Raw genomic sequence first — 19,743 nt, forward strand, 5'->3', positions numbered from 1 at the left:
GCGGCGTCCGCCCATGCGGCGCTTTCTGCCGTGCCTCGTTTATGCTCTGAACTCTTTGGCCAGTTGATGACCACTATGCCCACAAGCAACGCAAAGCCCTCGACACTCCGCGCCCTGCGCCCCTGGTTGATCACCGCCATGGCCTTCGCCGGGGTGGTGTTGCTGATCATGTGGCTGCACAAGACCACCTCGTCCACACCGGCGCCGCAGGCCGGTGGCGGTCCCGGTCCGCGGGGGCCGGCGATGGCCGCCGGAGCGGGCGGGCAGGGCGGCACGGTGACCGTCAGCGTGGCGCCGGTGCTCAAGGGCGACCTGCCGGTGCACTACCACGCGCTGGGCACGGTCACCGCCTATAACACGGTGAACGTGCGACCGCGGGTCGGCGGCCAGTTGCTCAAGGTGCTGTTCCAGGAGGGCCAGGAGGTCAAGGCCGGCGACGTGCTGGCGGTGATCGATCCGCGTCCCTACCAGGCCGCGCTGGACCAGGCGCTGGGCACCCTGCAGCAGAACCAGGCGCAACTGAAGAACGCGCAGATCGACCTGGCGCGCTATCGCGGCCTGTTCGCCGAGGACTCCATCGCCAAGCAGACCCTGGATACCCAGGAAGCCCTGGTGCGCCAGTACGAGGGCACCCTGCGCACCAACCAGGGCCAGGTCGATGACGCCCGGCTCAACCTCGAATTCACCCAGGTCCGCGCGCCCATTTCCGGTCGCGTCGGCCTGCGCCAGGTGGACGTCGGCAACCTGGTGACCTCCAGCGACACCACGCCGCTGGTGGTGATCACCCAGGTCAGGCCGATCGCCGTGGTGTTCAGCCTGCCGCAGCAGCAGCTCGGCACCGTCGCCCGCCAGCTCGGCGGCAGCCAGCCGGTGCCGGTGCAGGCCCTCGACCGCAACCAGAACCTGGCCCTGGCCAGCGGCGTGCTGAAGACCCTGGACAACCAGATCGACACCACCACCGGCACGGTCAAGCTCAAGGCGGTCTTCGATAACGCCGACCGCCAGCTGTTCCCCAACCAGTTCGTCAACGTGAGCCTGCTCGCCGAGACCCTGCCCGGCGTGCTGACCATTCCGGCCAACGCCGTGCAGCGCGGCAACGACGGCACCTACGTGTACAAGGTCGATGCCGGCGACAAGGCCAAGCGCCAGTTGGTCACCCTGGGCACCAGCGAGAGCGAGCGGGTGGTGGTCAGCGATGGCCTGAAGGAAGGCGAGCGGGTGGTGGTGGAGGGCACCGACCGCCTGCGCGACGGCATGCGCATGCATATCGTCGGCTCCGAGGCGCAGGCCCGCGCCGCCGCCGGCCAGGAGGGCGAACAGCCCGCGCCGCGGCCGTTCGGCGCGGACGCCGCGGCCCAGGACAGCGGTAAGCGCGAATGAACCCGTCGCGCCTGTTCATCCTGCGGCCGGTCGCCACCACCCTGTTGATGGTGGCGATCCTGCTGTCGGGGATCATCGCCTATCGCTTCCTGCCGATCTCGGCGCTGCCGGAGGTGGATTACCCGACCATCCAGGTGGTCACCCTGTATCCCGGCGCCAGCCCGGACATCATGACCTCCTCGGTGACCGCGCCGCTGGAGAACCAGCTGGGGCAGATCCCCGGTCTCAACGAGATGTCCTCGACCAGTTCCGGCGGCGCCTCGGTGATCACCCTGCAGTTCAGCCTGCAGGTCAACCTGGACGTCGCCGAACAGGAAGTGCAGGCGGCGATCAATACCGCGCAGAGCCTGTTGCCCAAGGACCTGCCGAACCAGCCGGTGTACAGCAAGGTCAACCCGGCCGACGCGCCCATCCTGACCCTCGCGGTGATGTCCCAGGACATGCCCTTGCCGAAGATCCAGGACCTGGTGGACACCCGCCTGGCGCAGAAGATCTCGCAGATTTCCGGGGTCGGCCTGGTCAGCATCAGCGGCGGCCAGCGCCCCGCCGTGCGCATCCGCGCCAACCCGGCGGCCCTGGCCTCGGCCGGGCTGAGCCTGGCGGACCTGCAGACCACGGTGAGCAACAACAACCTCAACGGCCCCAAGGGCAGCTTCGATGGCCCGACGCGCTCCTCGACCCTCGACGCCAACGACCAGCTCAAGTCCGCCGATGCCTACCGCGACCTGATCGTCGCCTACAAGAACGGCTCGCCGTTGCGCCTGCGCGACGTCGCCAGTGTCGAGGACGACGCCGAGAACGTGCGCCTGGCGGCCTGGGCCAACAATGCGCCGGCGGTGGTGCTGAACATCCAGCGCCAGCCGGGGGCCAACGTCATCGAGGTGGTCGACCGGGTCAAGGCCATGCTGCCGCAGTTGCAGGCGACCCTGCCGGGCAATCTCGATGTCACCCTGCTCACCGACCGCACCACGACCATCCGTGCCTCGGTGCAGGACGTGCAGTTCGAGCTGTTCCTCGCCGTCGCCCTGGTGGTGATGGTCACTTTCCTGTTCCTGCGCAATCTTTCCGCCACCCTGATTCCCAGCTTCGCCGTGCCGCTGTCGCTGATCGGTACCTTCGGCGTCATGTACCTGGCCGGCTTCTCGATCAACAACCTGACGCTGATGGCGCTGACCATCGCCACCGGCTTCGTGGTCGACGACGCCATCGTCATGGTGGAAAACATCGCCCGCTACCTGGAACAGGGCGAGTCGCCGCTGCAGGCCGCGCTCAAGGGCTCGAAGCAGATCGGCTTCACCATCATCTCGCTGACCTTCTCGCTGATCGCCGTGCTCATCCCGCTGCTGTTCATGGGCGATGTCGCCGGCCGCCTGTTCCGTGAGTTCGCCATCACCCTGGCGGTGGCCATCCTGATTTCCGGCTTCGTTTCCCTGACCCTGACGCCGATGCTCAGCGCCAAGCTGCTCAAGCATATCGAGCCGCAGCAGGAAGGCCGCTTCGCCCGCGCCGCCGGCCGCTTCATCGAAGGCATGATCGAGCGCTACGCCGCCGCCTTGCGCGTGGTCCTGCGCCATCAGCCGCTGACCCTGCTGGTGGCGCTGGCGACCCTGGCGCTGACCGCGATCCTCTACCTGTTCATGCCCAAGGGCTTCTTCCCGGTGCAGGACACCGGGGTGATCCAGGGCATCGCCGAGGCGCCGCAGTCGATTTCCTTCCAGGCCATGGCCGCGCGCCAGCAGCAACTGGCCAAGGTGGTCCTGCAGGACCCGGCGGTGGCCAGCCTGTCGTCCTTCATCGGCGTCGACGGCAGCAACGCCACGCTCAACACCGGGCGCCTGCTGATCAACCTCAAGCCGCACGGCGAGCGCGATCTCAACGCCAGCGAAGTGATCCGCCGCCTGCAGCCGCAGCTGGACAAGGTGGCGGGCATCCGCCTGTACCTGCAGCCGGTGCAGGACCTGACCATCGAGGACCGCATCGCCCGCACCCAGTACCAGTACACCCTGCAGGACGCCGACCCCGAGGTGCTCGCCGAGTGGGTGCCGAAGCTGGTCGAGCGCCTGCAGCAGTTGCCGCAACTGGCCGACGTCGCCAGCGATTGGCAGGACAAGGGCTTGCAGGCCTACATCGACATCGACCGCGATACCGCCTCGCGTCTCGGCGTGCCGCTGGCGAACATCGACAGCGTGCTCTACAGCGCCTTCGGCCAGCGGCTGATCTCGACCATCTTCACCCAGGCCACCCAGTACCGGGTGGTGCTGGAGGTGGCGCCGAACTTCCAGATCGGCCCGCAGTCGCTGGAGAACCTCTACGTGCCGGCCAGCGACGGCACCCAGGTGCGCCTGTCGAGCCTGGCCAAGGTGGAGGAGCGCCACACCCTGCTGGCGATCAACCACATCGCCCAGTTCCCGGCGGCGACCCTCTCCTTCAACCTGGCCCAGGGCGTTTCCCTCGGCGAGGCGGTGCAGGCGATCCGCGAGGTGGAAGGGCAGATGCAGCTGCCGCTGAGCCTGCAGGGCAGCTTCCGTGGCGCCGCCCAGGCCTTCGAGTCGTCGCTGTCGAACACCCTGCTGCTGGTGCTGGCCTCGATCGTCACCATGTACATCGTCCTGGGCATCCTCTACGAGAGCTTCATCCACCCGGTGACCATCCTCTCCACGCTGCCGTCGGCGGGGGTCGGCGCCTTGCTGGCGCTGATGCTCTCCGGGCAGGACATCGGCATCGTCGCGATCATCGGCATCATCCTGCTGATCGGCATCGTCAAGAAGAACGCGATCATGATGATCGACTTCGCCCTCGATGCCGAACGCAACGAAGGCAAGCCGGCCCATGAGGCGATCTACCAGGCCTGCCTGCTGCGCTTCCGGCCGATTCTGATGACCACCCTGGCGGCCTTGCTCGGCGCCTTGCCGCTGATGCTCGCCGGCGGCGCCGGCGCCGAGCTGCGCCGGCCGCTCGGGGTGACCATGGTCGGCGGCCTGCTGCTCAGCCAGTTGCTGACGCTGTTCACCACCCCGGTGATCTACCTCTACTTCGACCGCCTGGCGCAGCGCTGGCTGGCCTGGCGCCGGCGCCACGGGCTGGGCCTCGACGACGAGGCCGGCGAGGGCGGGACGGAGCGCGGCTGATGAACCTGTCCAGGCCCTTCATCCTGCGCCCGGTGGCGACCTCGCTGCTGACCCTGGCGCTGTTGCTGGCCGGCGCGCTGTCCTTCGGCCTGTTGCCGGTGGCGCCGCTGCCCAACGTGGATTTCCCGACCATCATGGTCCAGGCGGCGATGCCCGGCGCCAGCCCGGAGACCATGGCCTCCACCGTGGCGACGCCGCTGGAACGCTCGCTGGGGCGCATCGCCGGGATCACCGACATGACCTCCAGCAGCTCGCTGGGCAACACCACCATCGTGCTGCAGTTCGACCTGTCCAAGGACATCGACGGCGCCGCCCGCGAGGTGCAGTCGGCGATCAACGCGGCGATGAGCCTGTTGCCCAGCGGCATGCCGAACAATCCGACCTATCGCAAGGCGAACCCGTCGGACATGCCGATCATGATCCTCACGCTCACCTCGGACACCTACAGCCGCGGCGAGATGTACGACCTGGCCTCGACCATCGTCTCGCCCAAGCTGTCGCAGGTGAAGGGCGTCGGCCAGGTGAGCATCGGCGGCAGCTCGCTGCCGGCGGTGCGCGTGGATGTCGATCCGGACCGCCTCAGCCAGTACGGCATCTCCCTCGACAATCTGCGCAGCGCCATTGCCAACAGCAACGCCGACGGGCCCAAGGGCGCCCTGGAGTTCGGCGATCGGCACTGGCAGGTGGATGCCAACGACCAGTTGCACAAGGCCAGCCAGTACGCGCCGCTGATCATCCACTACAACGCCGAAACCGGCTCGGCGGTGCGCCTGAAGGATGTCGCCAAGGTCAGCGACTCGGTGGAAGACGTGCGCAACGCCGGCTTCTCCGACAAGCTGCCGGCGGTGCTGCTGATCATCACCCGCCAGCCCGGCGCCAACATCATCGAAGCCACCGACGCCATTCACGCGCAATTGCCGGTGATCCAGGACGTGCTCGGCCCGCAGGTCAAGCTCAGCGTGATGGACGACCGCAGCCCGTCGATCCGCGCCTCCCTGGAAGAGGCCGAGCTGACCCTGATCATCTCGGTGCTGCTGGTGATCCTGGTGGTCTACCTGTTCCTGCGCAACGGCCGCGCCACGCTGATTCCCAGCCTGGCGGTGCCGGTGTCGCTGGTCGGCACCTTCGCCGTCATGTACCTGTGCGGCTTCTCGCTGAACAACCTGTCGCTGATGGCGCTGATCATCGCCACCGGCTTCGTGGTCGACGACGCCATCGTCGTGGTGGAGAACATCGCGCGGCGCATCGAGGAGGGCGACGCTCCGCTCACGGCGGCGATCCGTGGCGCCCGCGAGGTGAGCTTCACGGTGCTCTCGATGACCCTGTCGCTGGTCGCGGTGTTCATCCCGCTGCTGCTCCTGGGGGGCATTCCCGGTCGCCTGTTCCGCGAATTCTCGGTGACCCTGGCGTCGGCCATCCTGGTCTCCCTGCTGGTCTCCCTGACGCTCACGCCGATGCTCTGCGCGCGCCTGTTGCGGCGCATCGAGCGGCCGCACAAGGCCTCGGTGGCGCGGCAGAGCAACCGCTTCTTCGTCGCCTTCATGCTGCGCTACCGCGCCAGCCTGAGCTGGGCGCTGGCGCATTCGCGGCTGATGCTGGTGATCATGCTCGGCTGCATCGCGCTGAACTTCTACCTGTTCGCCGTGGTGCCCAAGGGCTTCCTGCCGCAGCAGGATTCCGGGCGCCTGCGCGGCTTCGCGGTGGCCGACCAGAGCATTTCCTTCCAGGCCCTGGATCGCAAGATGGCCGAGTTCCGCAACATCCTCGCCGCGGACCCGGCGGTGGAGAACGTGGTCGGCTTCGTCGGTGGCGGCAAATGGCAGTCGAGCAATACCGGCTCGTTCTTCGTCACCCTCAAGCCGATCACCCAGCGCGATTCGGCGGAGGTGATCACCGCGCGGCTGCGCAAGAAGCTCAATCAGATCCCCGGCGCCAGCCTGTTCCTGGTGGCCGGCCAGGACGTGCGCATCGGCGGCCGGCAGAGCAACGCGCAGTACGAATTCACCCTGCGCAGCGACGACCTCAGCCTGCTGCGCGACTGGGCGCCCAAGGTCGAGGCGCTGTTGAACAAGATTCCGGCGCTGGTCGACGTCAACAGCGACGCCCAGGACAAGGGCGTGCAGAGCCGCCTGGTGATCGACCGCGACCGCGCCGCCAGCCTCGGCGTCGACGTGGCGGCGGTGGACGCGGTGCTGAACAACGCCTACGGCCAGCGCCAGGTGTCGACCATCTTCAACCCGCTGAACCAGTACCACGTGGTGATGGAGGTGGACCAGCCGTACCAGCAGAGCCCGGAAGAGCTGCGCCAGGTCTATGTGATCGGCAGCGGCGGCCAGCGCGTGCCGCTCTCGGCGATCAGCCACGTCGAGCCGGGCCGCGCGCCGCTGACGGTCAACCACCAGGGCCAGTTCGCCGCCACCACATTCTCCTTCAACCTGGCGCCCGGCGCGCTCATCGGCCCGGCCCGCGAGGCGGTGATGGCGGCCCTCGAACCGCTGCACCTGCCGCTGGAAATCCAGGCCACCTTCGAGGGCAACGCCGGCGCCGTGCAGGACACCCAGAACAACATGCCCTGGCTGATCCTGCTGGCGCTGGTGGCGGTGTACATCGTCCTCGGCATCCTCTACGAGAGCTACGTGCACCCGCTGACGATCCTCTCCACGCTGCCGTCGGCCGGGGTCGGTGCGCTGCTCACGCTGATGCTGTTCCGCACCGAGCTGTCGCTGATCGCGCTGATCGGGGTGATCCTGCTGATCGGCATCGTCAAGAAGAACGCGATCATGATGATCGACTTCGCCCTCGACGCCGAACGCCACCTCGGCCTGAGCCCGCGCGAGGCGATCCTCGAAGCCTGCATGAAGCGCTTCCGGCCGATCATGATGACCACCCTGGCGGCGATCCTCGGCGCGCTGCCGCTGATCTTCGGCATCGGCGGCGATGCCGCGCTGCGCCGGCCGCTGGGCATGACCATCGTCGGCGGGCTGATCGGCAGCCAGTTGCTGACCCTCTACACCACCCCCGTGGTCTACCTCTACCTCGATCGCCTGCGCCACTGGGTCAACCAGAAGCGCGGCGTGCGCAGCGACAGCGCCCTGGAGACACCGCTATGAACCGCCCGAACCTGTCCCGTGGCCTGCTGGCCCTGGCCCTGAGCGCCGTCCTCGCCGGCTGTGCCGTCGGCCCCGACTACCAGCGCCCGGCGCTCAAGGTCCCGGCCAGCTTCAAGGAAGGTGACGGCTGGCGCCTGGCGCAACCGGCCGACCTCGCTGGCCATGGCCAGTGGTGGAAGCTCTACGGCGATCCGCTCCTGGACGATTTGCAGCAGCGCCTGGTCAAGGCCAACCAGACCCTGGCGCAGTCCGAAGCCTCCTATCGCCAGGCCGCCGCCCTGACCAAGGGCGCGCGCGCCGCGTTCTTCCCGACCGTCAGCGGCAATCTCGACAAGACCCGTTCCGGGCAAGGCGGCAGCAGCAGCTCGGTGCGCCTGGCCGATGGCTCGACGGTGAGCAGCGGCAGCTCCGCCGGGATCAGCAACAGCTACACGGCGAGCCTCGGCGTGAGCTGGGAGCTGGACCTGTGGGGCAAGCTGCGCCGGCAACTGGAATCCGACACCGCGAGCATGGACGCCAGCGCCGCCGACCTGGCCGCCTCGCGTCTGTCGTTGCAGTCGCAACTGGCGCAGGACTACCTGCAACTGCGGGTCATGGACCAGCAGATCAAGCTGCTCAACGACACCGTCGAGGCCTATCGGCGGGCGCTCAAGCTCACCGAGAACCAGTACAACGCCGGCATCGTCACCAAGGCCGACGTGGCCCAGGCGCGCACCCAACTGAAAAGCACCGAAGCCCAGGCCATCGACCTGAAATACCAGCGCGCGCAGTTGGAGCACGCCATCGCCGTGCTGGTCGGCGAGGCGCCGGCGCAGTTCAGCCTGGCCGCCAACGGCCAGGTGCCGGCGCTGCCGGCGATTCCGGCGCTGGTGCCGTCGCAATTGCTGGAACGGCGCCCGGACGTGGCCTCGGCCGAACGCAAGGTGATCGCCGCCAACGCGCAGATCGGCGTGGCCAAGGCCGCCTGGTTCCCCGACCTGACCCTCAGCGCCACCGGCGGTTACCGCAGCGGCAGCTTCCGCAACTGGATCGAAACGCCGAATCGCTACTGGTCGATCGGCCCGCAGTTCGCCATGACTCTGTTCGACGGCGGCCTGATCGCCTCCCAGGTGGAGCAGGCCGAGGCCAGTTACGACCAGACCGTGGCGAGCTACCGGCAGACCGTGCTCGACGGCTTCCGCGAGGTGGAGGACTACATGGTCCAGCTGCGCGTCCAGGAAGAGGAGAGCGGGGTGCAGAAGGAGGCCCTGGAGGCGGCGCGCGAAGCCCTGCGCCTGACCTTCAACCAGTACAAGGCCGGCACCGTCGACTACAACAACGTGGTCACCACCCAGGCCACGGCCTTGTCCAACGAGCGCAACGTACTGACCCTCTACGGCAACCGCCTGACCGCCAGCGTGCAACTGATCGCCGCCATGGGCGGCGGCTGGGACAGCGCGCAGATCGCCAGCGCAGGCAAGGCCGCGGCGCCCGCGCCATAGCGCAGGCGCCGCGCGCGGCTCAGCGTTCGAAACGCCGCGCGGTGGTGAAGTTGCGCTGCCAGTAGTCGTCGGCCAGCGAGTCGATGCGCACGTTCTTGCCGCTGCGTGGCGCATGGATGAAGCGGTCGTCGCCCAGGTACAGGCCGACATGGCTGGTCCGGTCGCTGCCGTTGGCGCTGAAGAACACCGCGTCGCCCGGCTTGAGGGCGTTGCGCGGAACCTTGATCCGGCCTTCCTGGACCATCGAATGGGTGGTGCGCGGCAGGGTCAGCCCGGCTTCCTGGCGGAACAGGTAGACCAACAGGCCGCTGCAGTCGAAGCCGGTCTGCGCCGATTCGCCGCCGGCGCGATAGGGCGTGCCGACCAGTTGCCGCGCGCGTTGCAGCAGGCGCGCCAGGCGTGGCTGGGACGGCGCCGCCAGTTTGCCCGGCGTGCGCATGCTGTGCGCCACCACGCCATGCAGCGGCGCGGATTGCTCGTACCGGCGCCAACTCGGCGCGCCGAAATCATCGGCCTTGGCATTCAGGGAGAACAGGGAGGACAGGAGGATCAGGGGCAAGAGAACAACGCGCACTGGCGGGTACCGTAGCGAGAATCGAACACCCGCTCATGCTAGGCAGCGGCCCGATGGGCGTCTGTCGGAAAAGTCCTCAGTAATTGACGGAGAATCCCAGCGCGTGCCGCCGCGCCCGGTCCGCCAGGTGCGCAAGATCGTTCAAGCCTGGCGCCGGGGTTTCTGGCACCCTGGGCCATCCCACTCATAATCGGTCTGCCATGTCCGTAGAAGCCTTTGCCGGGCGCGCCTTCCTCAAGGGCGCCGTTGCTATCCTGCCGCTGTCCCTGGCCGTCGCCCCCTGGGGGCTGCTGGCCGGCTCCATGGCCATCGAGGCCGGTCTTTCTCCGCTGCAGGGCCAGGGCCTGTCGGCCATCGTTTTCGCCGGTGCCGCGCAACTGGTGGCGATCGGCATGCTCAAGGGCGGCGCCGGGATTCTCTCGATCCTCCTCACCACGCTGCTGCTGACCTCCCAGCACCTGCTCTACGGAATGAGCATGCGCCCGCTGATCTCCGGCCTGCCGGGGCGCTGGCGGGTCGGCCTGGGCTTCCTCCTCACCGACGAGTTCTTCGCCCTCACCAGCCCGCAGCGCGAGCAGTTCGACCGCTGGTACGCCCTCGGCGTGGGGTTGACCTTCTATGTCGCCTGGAACCTCTTCACCCTCGCCGGCGTGCTGCTCGGCAGCAGCATTCCGGGACTCGACAAGCTGGGCCTGGATTTCTCCATCGCCGCCACCTTCATCGCCCTGATCACCCCGCTGGTGCGCGACCTGCCGACCCTGGTCTGCGTGGCCACCGCGCTCTTCAGTTCGGTGCTGCTGAGCTATTGGCAGTGGGGTTCGGCGCTGGTGATTTCCGGCCTGGCGGGGATGACCGCCGGCTTCCTCTGCAACAAGCTCTACCGGGGGCGCGCATGATCGTCTGGGCAGTGATCGTCGGCATGGGCCTGATCCTTTTCTTCAACCGCTACGTGTTCCTCGAACCGCGCCTGCCGATCCGCCTGGGCAGCAACCTCCGCCAGTTCCTCGGCTTCGCCGTGCCGGGGATGCTCACCGCCATCTGCGGGCCGATCGTGTTCCTGCCCGAGCGCCAGCTCGACCTGCGCCTGGACAATCCCTATCTGCTGGCCTCGGTGGTGGCGGTGGGGCTGGTGCTGTGGACGCGCAACACCCTGCTCAGCCTGGTGCTGAGCATGGGCGCGTTCTTCCTCTTGCGCTGGTGGCTGTAGGGCGCCAGCGCCGGGCGCTTCAGTCGTCGGCGCTGAAACCGTAGTCCCGTTCGACCCGCGCGACGCGCACATGGAACTGGCGGTACCACTGGCTGCGGCCGTTGTCGCGGGCCAGGCGGTGTTCGCTCTGTTCGCGCCAGCGGCCGATGCTCGCTTCGTCGCGCCAATAGGACACGGTGATGCCCAGGCCATCGGCGCTGCGGCTCGATTCGGCGCCGAGGAAGCCCGGCTCTCGCTCGGCCAGTGCGAGCATGCGCGCGGCGGTTTCCGCGTAGCCGGCATCCGTTTCGCGGCGCAGCGAGGTGAAGATCACCGCGTAATACGGTGGGCGCAGTCGGGGGACCATCATGCGGCGTTGCTCCGGTGTTGCAGGGCGGCGCGCAGGAAGGCTTCCGCCAGAGGAACCGACACCCCGGCCAGGGCCTTGCGTTCGGGCTGGAACAGGGTGGCGACGAAAAATGGGTGGCCGCTCGCCTCCAGGCCGCGGATGCTGCCGTCGGCGGCATGGGCGGTGGCCTTGAGATCGGCGCCGAACAGCTCGGCCTGGTACGCCGGGTTCAGCCCGTAGTTGCAGCGGTAGCCTTCGCGGATGCGCTGCGTGCCGTAGGCGCCGGCCAGGCGCGAGCCGGGCTGCAGGTGGATGTCCTCGCGCACTTCGACCAGCGAACAGGGCAGGGCGTGGATCACCGCGCGGCTGGCCTGCGGGTGGCTTTCTGCGTGGGCCGCGTCGTGCCAGCCGAGGACGTTGCGCGCGCGTTCCAGCAGCGCGTGCTGGAAGCCGGCGCAGGTGCCCAGGTAGGGAATGCCTTCGTTGCGCGCGTGGGCGATGGCGCGCAGCGCGCCCTCGGTGCTGCGGTAGGGGCTGCCGGGGATGCCCCAGAAGCCGGCGTAACCGTCCAGGCGCAGGCCGTCGGCCAGGCGCTGGGTGTCCAGCCATTCCAGGCGCAGGCTGCCGGTATGCGGCAGCAGGCTCTGCTGCAGCGCCAGGGGGATGGCCCAATGGGCGATGACGCGGCTGTCGCGGTCGCCGATGAGTCCGATGCGCAAACGTGCCTTCATGTTTTCGCTCCCCGTGCTGTTGCCCATTGGCGGGCCATGGGCGGCACTCTATAGTTGCGCCGATGCAATCGAAATGGGCGATTGCGCAATAGAAGAGTGCGTCCGTGCAATATCGATTGGAGTACGCCGATCTATCCCTGATTCTCGCCCTGGTGCGTGGCGGCACCCTCGCGCGGGCCGCCGAATTGCTGCTGGTGGACGTGTCCACGGTGTTCCGCGCGGTGCGCCGCCTGGAGAAGGCGCTGGGCATGGCGCTGTTCGAGAAAGGCCGTTCCGGCTACCTGCCGACCGCCACCGCGCAGCAGTTGGCGCGTCAGGCCGAACAGGCGGAGCAGGCCCTGGAGGCGGCGCGGGTCGGCCTGGAGCAGGGCCGCGAGGTGCTCAGCGGCACCGTCCGCCTGACCTGCACCGACACCGTGCTGCAGGGGTTGTTGTTGCCGGCGCTGGGGCGCTTCATGGGCGGCTACCCGGGGCTGCACCTGGAGCTGGGCACCTCCAACGCCTTCGCCAACCTCAGCCGGCGCGACGCCGACGTCGCCCTGCGCCTGACCACGGCGCCGCCGGAGCACCTGGTCGGCCGCTACCTGGGTGAGGTGCGCTACGCGCTCTGCGCCCGCGCCGATTACTTGAGCGCCAACGCCGGCAAGGATTGGGCGGAGCTGAGCTGGATCGGCCCGGACGATTTCATGCCCGACCATGCCAGCGTGGCCTGGCGCCGCCAGGCGTTCGCCGCGGTGACCCCGGCCTATCGCTGCAACAGCCTGCTGTCGGTGCTGGAACTCTGCCGCGCCGGCCTCGGCCTGGCGGCGCTGCCGGATTACCTGGTGCGCGAGGGCGATGGCCTGCAAGTGCTGCAGCACGATCTGCCGGGCTGCGGCAACGGACTGTGGCTGCTGACCCGTCCCGACTGCCGCGCGCTGCGCACGGTGGTGACGCTGTTCGAGGAGCTGGCGCGGCACATCCAGCTACCGCGCGCCGCGTCCTGAGGGCGGCGCGGAATGCGAAAAGCGTCGTGATTGACTGCTGAAGTCCATTTCCTACGGCACGGTACTCCCTTAGACTCCGCGCATCAGCCGAGGAGGGCGAAGGGATGCGCAAGGTTTTGTGGGTAGGGGTGGCCGCTGCACTGGCCGCGATGGGCTCGCTGCAGGCAAGCGAGCCGCTGGCCGATCCGCTGCTGCCAGCGGCAGCGCCGACGGCCGCCGGGGCGGCTGCCAAGGGCGAGGCGCGTGGGGTACTGCATGCGCGCGACCAGGCCATGCTGTCCAGCGAACTGCCCGGACGCATCCTCGAAATGCCATTCAGCGAGGGCCAGGCCTTCCACAAGGGCGACGTGCTGGTGCGTTTCGATTGTTCCGCCTACCAGGCCCAGTTGAATGCCGCCCAGGCGGCGGTACGCGCCGCCTCCGAGGAACTGGCGCACAACCGGCAGCTGGCCTCGCTGAATTCCGTCGGCCGCTTCGAGGTGGCCCTGGCCGAGGCCAAGCAGGCCGAAGCCCAGGCCCAGGCCCAGGTCTATCAGGTGCAAGTGCGCCGCTGCAGTTTGCAGGCACCCTTCGATGGCCAGGTGGTGCAGCGCAAGGCTCAGCCCTTCGAAAGCGTCGCCAGCGGCGCGGCGCTGCTGGAGATCGTCGATAACCGCAGCCTGGAAATCCGCCTGCTGGTGCCCTCGCGCTGGGTGTCGCGGCTGAAGCCGGGGCAGCATTTCAGTTTCACCCTGGACGAGACCGGCCAGCCGCTGCAGGCCGAGGTCAAGCGTCTCGGCGCGCGCATCGACGAAGCCAGCCAGACCCTGTTGCTGATCGCCAGCGTGCCGGCCAGCGATGGCCTGGTGGCGGGCATGAGCGGCACCGCGCAATTCACGGAGACGCCATGAACGCGCCGGTCAACGGCAGTGAATGGGCCTTCGCCCAGTTCATCGCCCTCGAACGCCAGGCGCGCCAGGCCGACAGCGTCGAGCGCCTGGCATTCGCCATGGTCAACGACGGCCAGGCGCTGTTCGCTTTCCGCCATGCCGCCTTGCTCATCGCCGGCAAGGTGCGCGCGCTGACCGGGGTCAGCGTGGTCGAGCCGAACGCGCCCTTCGTCGCCTTCATCGAACGCGCCTGTGTCGAATTGCAGCGCCAGGGCCTGCTCGACGCCCCCGCGGCGGTGGACGCCGAGCGTCTCAGCGAGCAGACCCGCGTGGACCAGCGCGAACTGAGCCTGGCGCAGGCCTTCTGGCTGCCCCTGCGCGATCGCCAGGGCGTACTTTTCGGCGGCCTCTGGCTGGCCCGCGAGCAGCCTTGGGGCGCCGCCGAGCAGGCCTTGCTCGGCGCCCTCGGCGACGCCTACGGGCATGCCTGGAGCGCCCTGCAACCGCGCCTGCCGTTGCGCCTGCGCTGGCCGCGGCGACGCATCGCCCTGGCCATCGGCGCGGCCGCGCTGCTGCTCCTGCTGCCGCTGCGCCAGTCGGTGCTGGCGCCGGCCGAGGTGGTGCCCAGTGGTGGACTGGTGATCGCCGCGCCGCTGGACGGGGTGATCGCCCAGGTGGTGGTGCGGCCGAACCAGACGGTCAAGCGCGGCGACCTGCTGGTGCGCTTCGACGCCACCACCCTCAAGGCCCAGGCCGATGTCGCCGAGCGCGCCCTGGCGGTGGCCGAGGCCGAACTCAAGGCCAACAGCCAACGCGCCTTCCAGGATGCCGAATCGGCCGCGCGCCTGGACTTGCTGGCCGCCCGCGTCGAGCAGAAACGCGCCGAACGCGACTACGCTCGTGACCTGCTGGCGCGCAGCGAAGTGCATGCCGAGCAGGACGGCGTAGCGGTGTTCGCTGACGCCGAGCGTTGGACCGGCAAGCCGGTACGCACCGGCGAACGCCTGATGGAAATCGCCGATCCGCGCAGCGCCGAACTGCGTATCGAACTGCCGGCGGGCAATGTCATGCACCTGGAGAGCGGCGCCGAGGTCGCGCTGTTCCTCGACAACCAGCCGCTGACCTCGCTGCCGGCGCACCTGCAGCGCATCGGCTACGAAGCCGAGGCGGTGCCCTCCGGCGGCCTGGCCTACCGCCTGGTGGCCGGCTTCGACGAGGCCGCGCCGCGCATCGGCCTGCGCGGCACCGCCAAGCTCTATGGCGCGCGCGCGCCGCTGGGCTACTACCTGCTGCGCCGGCCGCTGACCGCGCTGCGCCAGACCCTGGGATTGTGAGCATGCAACTGCCGCCGCTGCGTGACGACCTGCAACTGTCGGAGACCGCGCCAGCCTTCGATGGCGCACCGCAATGGGTGCTCAACGACCCCCTGCGCGGGCGCTACTTCAAGCTCGGCGAGGCCGCCGTGCGCCTGTTGCGCCAGTGGCGCCGGGGCGCGGCGCAGGCGGTACTGGCGGCGGCCAACCAGGCCGGTGGACGGGCGCTGGGCGGCGCCGAGCTGGAGCAGGTGCTGCGCTTCCTGCGCGACCACGACCTGATCGCCCCGGGCGATGCGCAGCAGCGCGACAGCTATGCGTCCAAGGCCGCCGCGCGGCGCCATGGGTTGTGGCAGACGCTGCTGCACCAGTACCTGTTCTTCCGCATTCCGCTGTGGCGCCCGGACCCTTTCCTCAACCGCGCCTGGCCCTGGCTGGCGCGGCACGGCGGCGCGCTGCTGCGTTATGGCCTGCCGCTGCTGCTGGCGCTGGGGGTGTTCCTGGTGGCGCGCGACTGGGACCGCTACATCGGCAGTTTCTCCTACCTGTTCAGTTGGTCCGGCGCCGTGGCCTTCGGTGTCGCCCTGTGGTTCGCCAAGTTCTGCCATGAGCTTGGCCATGCCTTCATGGCCAAGCGTGCCGGCTGCCGGGTGCACAGCATGGGCCTGGCCTTCGTCGTGCTGTTGCCGATGTTCTACACCGACGTCTCCGATGCCTGGCGCGTCAGCGACCGGCGCAGCCGCCTGCTGATCGGCGCCGGCGGGGTGCTGGCGGAAATGCTCCTGGCCTGCGTCGCGCTGCTGGCCTGGTCGCTGCTCGACGACGGGCCGCTGCGTACCGCCACCTTCCTGCTCTCCAGCGCCACCTGGCTGACCACCCTGGCGATCAACCTGAATCCCTTCATGCGCTTCGACGGCTACTTTCTGCTCAGCGACCTGCTGGCCGTGGACAACCTGCAGGCGCGCGCCTTCGCCCTGTGCCGCTGGCGCCTGCGCGAATCGCTGTTCGGCTATGGCGATGCGCAGCCGGAGCCCTGGCCGCCGGCACTGCGCCGGCGCCTGCTGTGCTGGGGCTATGCCTCGTGGATCTGGCGCGCGGTGCTGTTCTTTGGCATCGCCCTGGCGGTCTACCACCTGTTCTTCAAGGTGCTGGGCATCTTCCTGATGGCGGTCGAACTGGGCTGGTTCCTGATCCTGCCGGTGTGGCGCGAAGGCCGCCTCTGGTGGCAGCGCCGCGCCCAGGCCGACCGGCGCCGCGCACTGCCGACGCTGTTCGCCGCCGGCGCCGCGGCGCTGGCCTTGCTGCTGCCCTGGCGCACCTCGGTGGAGGTGCCGGCGGTGCTCGAAGCCTCGCTGGTCAGCGAGTTGCATACCCCGGTTGGCGCGCGGATCAAGCGCGTGCTGGTCAGCGAGGGCCAGGCGGTGAGCGCCGGGCAGACCCTGCTGGAGCTGGAATCGCCGGACGTCGATGCCCATCTGCGCATCGCCGGCCACGAAATCCGTTCCCTGCAATTGCAGATCGCGCGGACCACCGCCAATCCGCAGACGGTGGCCGATGCCGGCGTGCTGGAAAGCCGCCTGGCGCAGTCGCTGGCCGATTACCGGGGGCTGGCCGCGGAGCGCGAGCGCCTGTCCTTGCGCGCCGCCCAGGCCGGCGTGGTGCGTGACCTCGACAGCGAGCTGCGCGAGGGCCGCTGGCTGGCCCCGGAGCAGGTGCTGCTGCGCGTGGTGGGCGAGCAGCGGCCGAAGTTGCGCGGCTACGTCGAACAGCAGGCGCTGGCGCGCCTGGCGGCGGGCGACGAGGGGCGCTTCGTCGCCGAGCAGCCGGGCCTGCCGTCACTCTCGGTACGCTTGGACGAACTGGATACCGCCAGCAGCGCCAGCCTGGCGCTGCCGCTGCTGGCCTCCGATCTCGGCGGGCCGATCGCGGTGCGCCGCGATGCCGAGCAGCGCGCGGTGCCCGAGCACGCCCAGTACGGCGCGCGGCTGCAGGTGCTGAGCGATGCGGCGCCGCCGGCGCAGACCTTGCGCGGGCTGGTCACCCTGCGCGGGCGCAGCGAGTCGATTCTGGGTGGCTTCCTGCGCCGGCTGGCCGCGCTGGGCGTCAGGGAAAGCGGATTCTAGGGCCACGGCCCGGACAGGAGAGCACGAGCATGACCCATGCAGCACACCCCAGTGGCCTCGGCATGCGCCCGGCGCGGGCGGGCGACGAAGCCTTCCTCGAGGCGCTGTACCGCGACGCCCGGCCGGAGCTGCAACTGGTCGATGGCGACGGCGATTTCGTCGAGGCGCTGGTGCAGCAGCAGTACCAGGTGCAGAACGAGGGCATCGGCCGGCATTTCCCGAATGCCATGCGCCACGTGATCGAGCGCATCGACACGCGCATCGGCGCGCTGGTCACCGATGTCGGTGCGGTGGAGATCCGCATCCTCTACCTGGCGTTCATTCCCGAGGCGCGCGGCCTGGGCTACGGCAGCACCATCCTGCGCGGCCTGCAACAGGCCGCCGAACAGGCGCGTTGCCCGCTGGCGACGGTGGTCTGGGCGAGCAATCCGGGCGCGCGGCGGCACTACCTGGCGCTGGGCTTCGAGGTCGAGTCGTACGATGTCGCCGCCGAGCGCCTGGTCTGGTATCCGCCGGCGCTGCGCCGGGTGCTCAGTTGAACACGATGCTGAAGTAGCCGAGTTGCGGGTCGCGCCCGAGGGGCGGGTTGCGCGACACGTAGAGGTCGCGGAGGGCGCCGACGCCGGGCAGGTGCAACTGGCACAGGCCGTCGACGAAGGCGGTCGGTTGCAAACTGTGCAGGGTCACGCTGAAGGGCATGCGCGGGCTGTCCGGCATGCGCGATTGCGGTGCCTCGCTGACGCCATCGACGAGCACCGCCAGCTCGCTGCCGTCGGGCAGCGCCAGGCGCAGGGGTTGTTCGAACGCGGCGCGGAAATCTTCGCTTTGCAGCAGGTGCAGCATGGAGTGGCTCTCCAGGGATGGCGCCCGGCGATGGCAGGGCGCCCGGGTGGATCAGTTGCGCGAGGGGAAGATGCCTTCCAGGCAGATGCAGAAGTTCAGCGCCAGGTAGGGGTTCATCACCGAGAACGGCTGGCCGCCGCCGGCTTCGCCCACCGAGACGCCTTGCAGCGGCACCGGCGCGCTGCCTGCGGCGCTGGAGTAGATGCTGGCCGAGCCCTGGCCGACGCCGGAGGCGCCGATGAAGCTATTGCTGGCGGTCGGCGCGTTGACCGGGTTGGTCGCGGTATTGGCCAGGCCGATGTTCACCGCGTGGCTGTGCATCGGCATGTTGTTGTTCAGCAGGGTGGCGTTCTCGACCCCGCCGACCTGGCCGATGACGTAGGTGCTCTGGCCCTGGCCCTGGCCGATGGGCAGGCGGCCTTGCAGGTTGGGCAGGCCATAGGTGGTCTGGCCATTGCCGCCGTACTGGGTGCCGAGCAGGGCGAACAAGGCGCTGTTCTGTGCGATCGACAGCAACTGCCCGGAGCAGGTGGCCCAGCCCCTGGGGGGGAAGTTGAAGCCGAAAATCTGGATGGTGCCCATGAACGCTTCCATGTGATGTCCTTTGCGTGTTGTGCGAAATAGGGGACCGGAGGTGCCACCCGGCGACGGGGAACTCTAGCGGGCGCGGGGACGGATGCGGAGATATCCTTAATTTTTTTGAACTACCTCTCAGAAAATGCTGTGCGAAATTTCTGACATGAGCTAGCGTAGTCGGCTTGGATTAAGCGAACGGATGTGGGTGCAAGGATGCCGAAGTTCCACTTCATTTCAGGATTGCCGCGTTCCGGCAGTACGATGCTGGCGGCGATCCTCCTGCAGAACCCGCGCTTCCACGCCGGCATGAGCAGTCCCGTCGGCGGACTCTTCAGCAGCATCCGCGAGCAGTGCAGCGCCGGCAGCGAGTTCGCCCCGCTGATCAGCCGTGAGCAACGCCGCCGCCTGTTGCGCGGGGTGTTCGACGCCTACTACGCCGACCAGACCGACAAACCGGTGGTGTTCGACACCAACCGCCTCTGGTGCGCCGACCTTCCGGCCCTGCGCGAGCTGTTTCCCGACGGCAAGGTGATCGCCTGCGTGCGCAACGTTGCCTGGGTGATGGACAGCCTGGAGCGGGTGTTCCGCGCCAACCCCTTCGAGAACACCAAGCTGTTCGGCGACGCCAGCGAACGCAATACCGTCTACAGCCGCGTGGAAACCCTGGCACAGCGCAACCGCCTGGTGGGCTTCTCCTGGAGCGCGCTCAAGGAAGCCTATTACGGCGAACAGGCCGACTCCCTGCTGCTCATCGACTACGACCTGCTGGTGCAGAACCCGGAGCAGGTCATGCGCCTGGTCTACCAGTTCATCGACGAGCCCTGGTTCGAGCACGATTTCCAGAATGTCGCCTACGACGCGCCGGACTTCGACGACGCCCTGGGCGTCGCCGGACTGCACAAGGTGCGCCCGCAGGTGGCGCGCCAGGAACGGCGCACCCTGTTGCCGCCGGACCTGTTCGAGCAGTACAGCCGCTTGTCGTTCTGGGAAGACGGCAGCGGCAGCGCGGCCAACGTGATTCGCAACAAACAACACTGACACAACGACAAGTTGGATGGTCGGTGACGATCCGGCCTAGCCCCACGAGGTGCAGC

General features: G+C 68.7%; 17 protein-coding genes. 12 read left to right on the forward strand and 5 right to left on the reverse strand.

Features of this window, described 5'->3' with window-relative positions; all coding sequences use genetic code 11:
• Positions 1 to 75: 75 nt before the first annotated feature.
• From BLQ74_RS15915 to BLQ74_RS15930, 4 genes are read left to right on the forward strand one after another with little or no spacing between them, the layout of a single operon-like run.
• Positions 76 to 1,380, forward strand: a complete 1,305-nt coding sequence (locus tag BLQ74_RS15915; protein WP_090263839.1) for an MdtA/MuxA family multidrug efflux RND transporter periplasmic adaptor subunit — start codon at positions 76 to 78, stop codon at positions 1,378 to 1,380.
• Positions 1,377 to 4,508: an MdtB/MuxB family multidrug efflux RND transporter permease subunit gene (locus BLQ74_RS15920; RefSeq protein ID WP_090263842.1), complete on the forward strand. Its 3,132-nt coding sequence runs from the start codon at positions 1,377 to 1,379 to the stop codon at positions 4,506 to 4,508. Before BLQ74_RS15915 ends, BLQ74_RS15920 begins: the two co-directional genes overlap by 4 nt.
• Entirely contained in the window at positions 4,508 to 7,618 is a 3,111-nt protein-coding gene (locus BLQ74_RS15925; RefSeq protein WP_090263844.1) for a multidrug efflux RND transporter permease subunit, read from the forward strand. The genes BLQ74_RS15920 and BLQ74_RS15925 overlap by 1 nt, the downstream gene beginning before the upstream one ends.
• Positions 7,615 to 9,099, forward strand: coding sequence for an efflux transporter outer membrane subunit (locus tag BLQ74_RS15930; RefSeq protein WP_090263846.1), 1,485 nt, complete (start codon positions 7,615 to 7,617; stop codon positions 9,097 to 9,099). The genes BLQ74_RS15925 and BLQ74_RS15930 overlap by 4 nt, the downstream gene beginning before the upstream one ends.
• A gap of 19 nt (positions 9,100 to 9,118) precedes the next feature.
• Here BLQ74_RS15930 and BLQ74_RS15935 read toward each other — a convergent pair whose 3' ends face one another.
• Positions 9,119 to 9,673 carry a C40 family peptidase gene (locus tag BLQ74_RS15935; protein WP_244507208.1) on the reverse strand — a complete coding sequence of 185 codons (555 nt, stop codon included), beginning with the start codon at positions 9,671 to 9,673 and terminating at the stop codon, positions 9,119 to 9,121.
• A 200-nt stretch (positions 9,674 to 9,873) separates the two neighbouring features.
• Here BLQ74_RS15935 and BLQ74_RS15940 point away from each other — a divergent pair, with 200 nt between their 5' ends.
• Together BLQ74_RS15940 and BLQ74_RS15945 are read left to right on the forward strand one after the other, a co-directional pair.
• Positions 9,874 to 10,569: an AzlC family ABC transporter permease gene (locus BLQ74_RS15940; RefSeq protein WP_090263848.1), complete on the forward strand. Its 696-nt coding sequence runs from the start codon at positions 9,874 to 9,876 to the stop codon at positions 10,567 to 10,569.
• Positions 10,566 to 10,880: an AzlD domain-containing protein gene (locus tag BLQ74_RS15945; RefSeq protein WP_090263850.1), complete on the forward strand. Its 315-nt coding sequence runs from the start codon at positions 10,566 to 10,568 to the stop codon at positions 10,878 to 10,880. The genes BLQ74_RS15940 and BLQ74_RS15945 overlap by 4 nt, the downstream gene beginning before the upstream one ends.
• A gap of 19 nt (positions 10,881 to 10,899) precedes the next feature.
• Here the strand turns inward: BLQ74_RS15945 and BLQ74_RS27090 are convergent, their stop codons facing one another.
• Complete coding sequence (locus BLQ74_RS27090; protein ID WP_139199077.1) at positions 10,900 to 11,229, reverse strand: antibiotic biosynthesis monooxygenase family protein; 330 nt, start codon at positions 11,227 to 11,229, stop codon at positions 10,900 to 10,902.
• Complete coding sequence (locus tag BLQ74_RS15950; RefSeq protein WP_139199078.1) at positions 11,226 to 11,939, reverse strand: CTP synthase C-terminal region-related (seleno)protein; 714 nt, start codon at positions 11,937 to 11,939, stop codon at positions 11,226 to 11,228. The genes BLQ74_RS27090 and BLQ74_RS15950 overlap by 4 nt, the downstream gene beginning before the upstream one ends.
• Before the next feature lie 104 nt (positions 11,940 to 12,043).
• Between BLQ74_RS15950 and BLQ74_RS15955 the strand changes: the two genes are divergently transcribed.
• The 5 genes from BLQ74_RS15955 to BLQ74_RS15975 all read left to right on the forward strand — a co-directional run bounded on the left by BLQ74_RS15955 (position 12,044) and on the right by BLQ74_RS15975 (position 17,769).
• Positions 12,044 to 12,925: a LysR family transcriptional regulator gene (locus tag BLQ74_RS15955; RefSeq protein ID WP_090263852.1), complete on the forward strand. Its 882-nt coding sequence runs from the start codon at positions 12,044 to 12,046 to the stop codon at positions 12,923 to 12,925.
• A gap of 149 nt (positions 12,926 to 13,074) precedes the next feature.
• Entirely contained in the window at positions 13,075 to 13,815 is a 741-nt protein-coding gene (locus BLQ74_RS15960) for an efflux RND transporter periplasmic adaptor subunit (RefSeq protein ID WP_425287501.1), read from the forward strand.
• On the forward strand, positions 13,812 to 15,128 hold the full coding sequence (locus BLQ74_RS15965; RefSeq protein WP_090263856.1) for an efflux RND transporter periplasmic adaptor subunit: 1,317 nt from the start codon (positions 13,812 to 13,814) through the stop codon (positions 15,126 to 15,128). Before BLQ74_RS15960 ends, BLQ74_RS15965 begins: the two co-directional genes overlap by 4 nt.
• Positions 15,129 to 15,130: 2 nt before the next feature.
• A complete protein-coding gene (locus BLQ74_RS15970; RefSeq protein ID WP_090263858.1) occupies positions 15,131 to 17,230 on the forward strand; it encodes a biotin/lipoyl-binding protein in 2,100 nt (699 codons plus the stop codon).
• 29 nt (positions 17,231 to 17,259) lie between these two features.
• On the forward strand, positions 17,260 to 17,769 hold the full coding sequence (locus BLQ74_RS15975) for a GNAT family N-acetyltransferase (RefSeq protein ID WP_090263860.1): 510 nt from the start codon (positions 17,260 to 17,262) through the stop codon (positions 17,767 to 17,769).
• Here the strand turns inward: BLQ74_RS15975 and BLQ74_RS15980 are convergent.
• Together BLQ74_RS15980 and BLQ74_RS15985 are read right to left on the reverse strand one after the other, a co-directional pair.
• Complete coding sequence (locus BLQ74_RS15980; protein WP_090263862.1) at positions 17,762 to 18,073, reverse strand: DUF6916 family protein; 312 nt, start codon at positions 18,071 to 18,073, stop codon at positions 17,762 to 17,764. The two genes, BLQ74_RS15975 and BLQ74_RS15980, sit on opposite strands and share 8 nt — an antisense overlap.
• Before the next feature lie 51 nt (positions 18,074 to 18,124).
• Positions 18,125 to 18,667, reverse strand: coding sequence for a phage tail protein (locus BLQ74_RS15985; protein WP_090263864.1), 543 nt, complete (start codon positions 18,665 to 18,667; stop codon positions 18,125 to 18,127).
• Positions 18,668 to 18,862: 195 nt separating this feature from the next.
• Here BLQ74_RS15985 and BLQ74_RS15990 point away from each other — a divergent pair, with 195 nt between their 5' ends.
• On the forward strand, positions 18,863 to 19,687 hold the full coding sequence (locus tag BLQ74_RS15990) for a sulfotransferase family protein (protein ID WP_090263867.1): 825 nt from the start codon (positions 18,863 to 18,865) through the stop codon (positions 19,685 to 19,687).
• Positions 19,688 to 19,743 lie beyond the last annotated feature (56 nt).

The organism is Pseudomonas panipatensis (genome assembly GCF_900099785.1).
Classification (GTDB): Bacteria; Pseudomonadota; Gammaproteobacteria; order Pseudomonadales; family Pseudomonadaceae; genus Pseudomonas; species Pseudomonas panipatensis.

Bases quoted from the DNA above. Each gene is read 5' to 3' on its own strand.
- BLQ74_RS15915 (WP_090263839.1), top strand. From the start codon at position 76: ATGCCCACAAGCAACGCAAAGCCCTCGACACTCCGCGCCCTGCGCCCC.
- BLQ74_RS15920 (WP_090263842.1), top strand. From the start codon at position 1,377: ATGAACCCGTCGCGCCTGTTCATCCTGCGGCCGGTCGCCACCACCCTG.
- BLQ74_RS15925 (WP_090263844.1), top strand. From the start codon at position 4,508: ATGAACCTGTCCAGGCCCTTCATCCTGCGCCCGGTGGCGACCTCGCTG.
- BLQ74_RS15930 (WP_090263846.1), top strand. From the start codon at position 7,615: ATGAACCGCCCGAACCTGTCCCGTGGCCTGCTGGCCCTGGCCCTGAGC.
- BLQ74_RS15940 (WP_090263848.1), top strand. From the start codon at position 9,874: ATGTCCGTAGAAGCCTTTGCCGGGCGCGCCTTCCTCAAGGGCGCCGTT.
- BLQ74_RS15945 (WP_090263850.1), top strand. From the start codon at position 10,566: ATGATCGTCTGGGCAGTGATCGTCGGCATGGGCCTGATCCTTTTCTTC.
- BLQ74_RS27090 (WP_139199077.1), bottom strand. From the start codon at position 11,229: ATGATGGTCCCCCGACTGCGCCCACCGTATTACGCGGTGATCTTCACC.
- BLQ74_RS15950 (WP_139199078.1), bottom strand. From the start codon at position 11,939: ATGAAGGCACGTTTGCGCATCGGACTCATCGGCGACCGCGACAGCCGC.
- BLQ74_RS15960 (WP_425287501.1), top strand. From the start codon at position 13,075: ATGGGCTCGCTGCAGGCAAGCGAGCCGCTGGCCGATCCGCTGCTGCCA.
- BLQ74_RS15965 (WP_090263856.1), top strand. From the start codon at position 13,812: ATGAACGCGCCGGTCAACGGCAGTGAATGGGCCTTCGCCCAGTTCATC.
- BLQ74_RS15970 (WP_090263858.1), top strand. From the start codon at position 15,131: ATGCAACTGCCGCCGCTGCGTGACGACCTGCAACTGTCGGAGACCGCG.
- BLQ74_RS15975 (WP_090263860.1), top strand. From the start codon at position 17,260: ATGACCCATGCAGCACACCCCAGTGGCCTCGGCATGCGCCCGGCGCGG.
- BLQ74_RS15980 (WP_090263862.1), bottom strand. From the start codon at position 18,073: ATGCTGCACCTGCTGCAAAGCGAAGATTTCCGCGCCGCGTTCGAACAA.
- BLQ74_RS15985 (WP_090263864.1), bottom strand. From the start codon at position 18,667: ATGGAAGCGTTCATGGGCACCATCCAGATTTTCGGCTTCAACTTCCCC.
- BLQ74_RS15990 (WP_090263867.1), top strand. From the start codon at position 18,863: ATGCCGAAGTTCCACTTCATTTCAGGATTGCCGCGTTCCGGCAGTACG.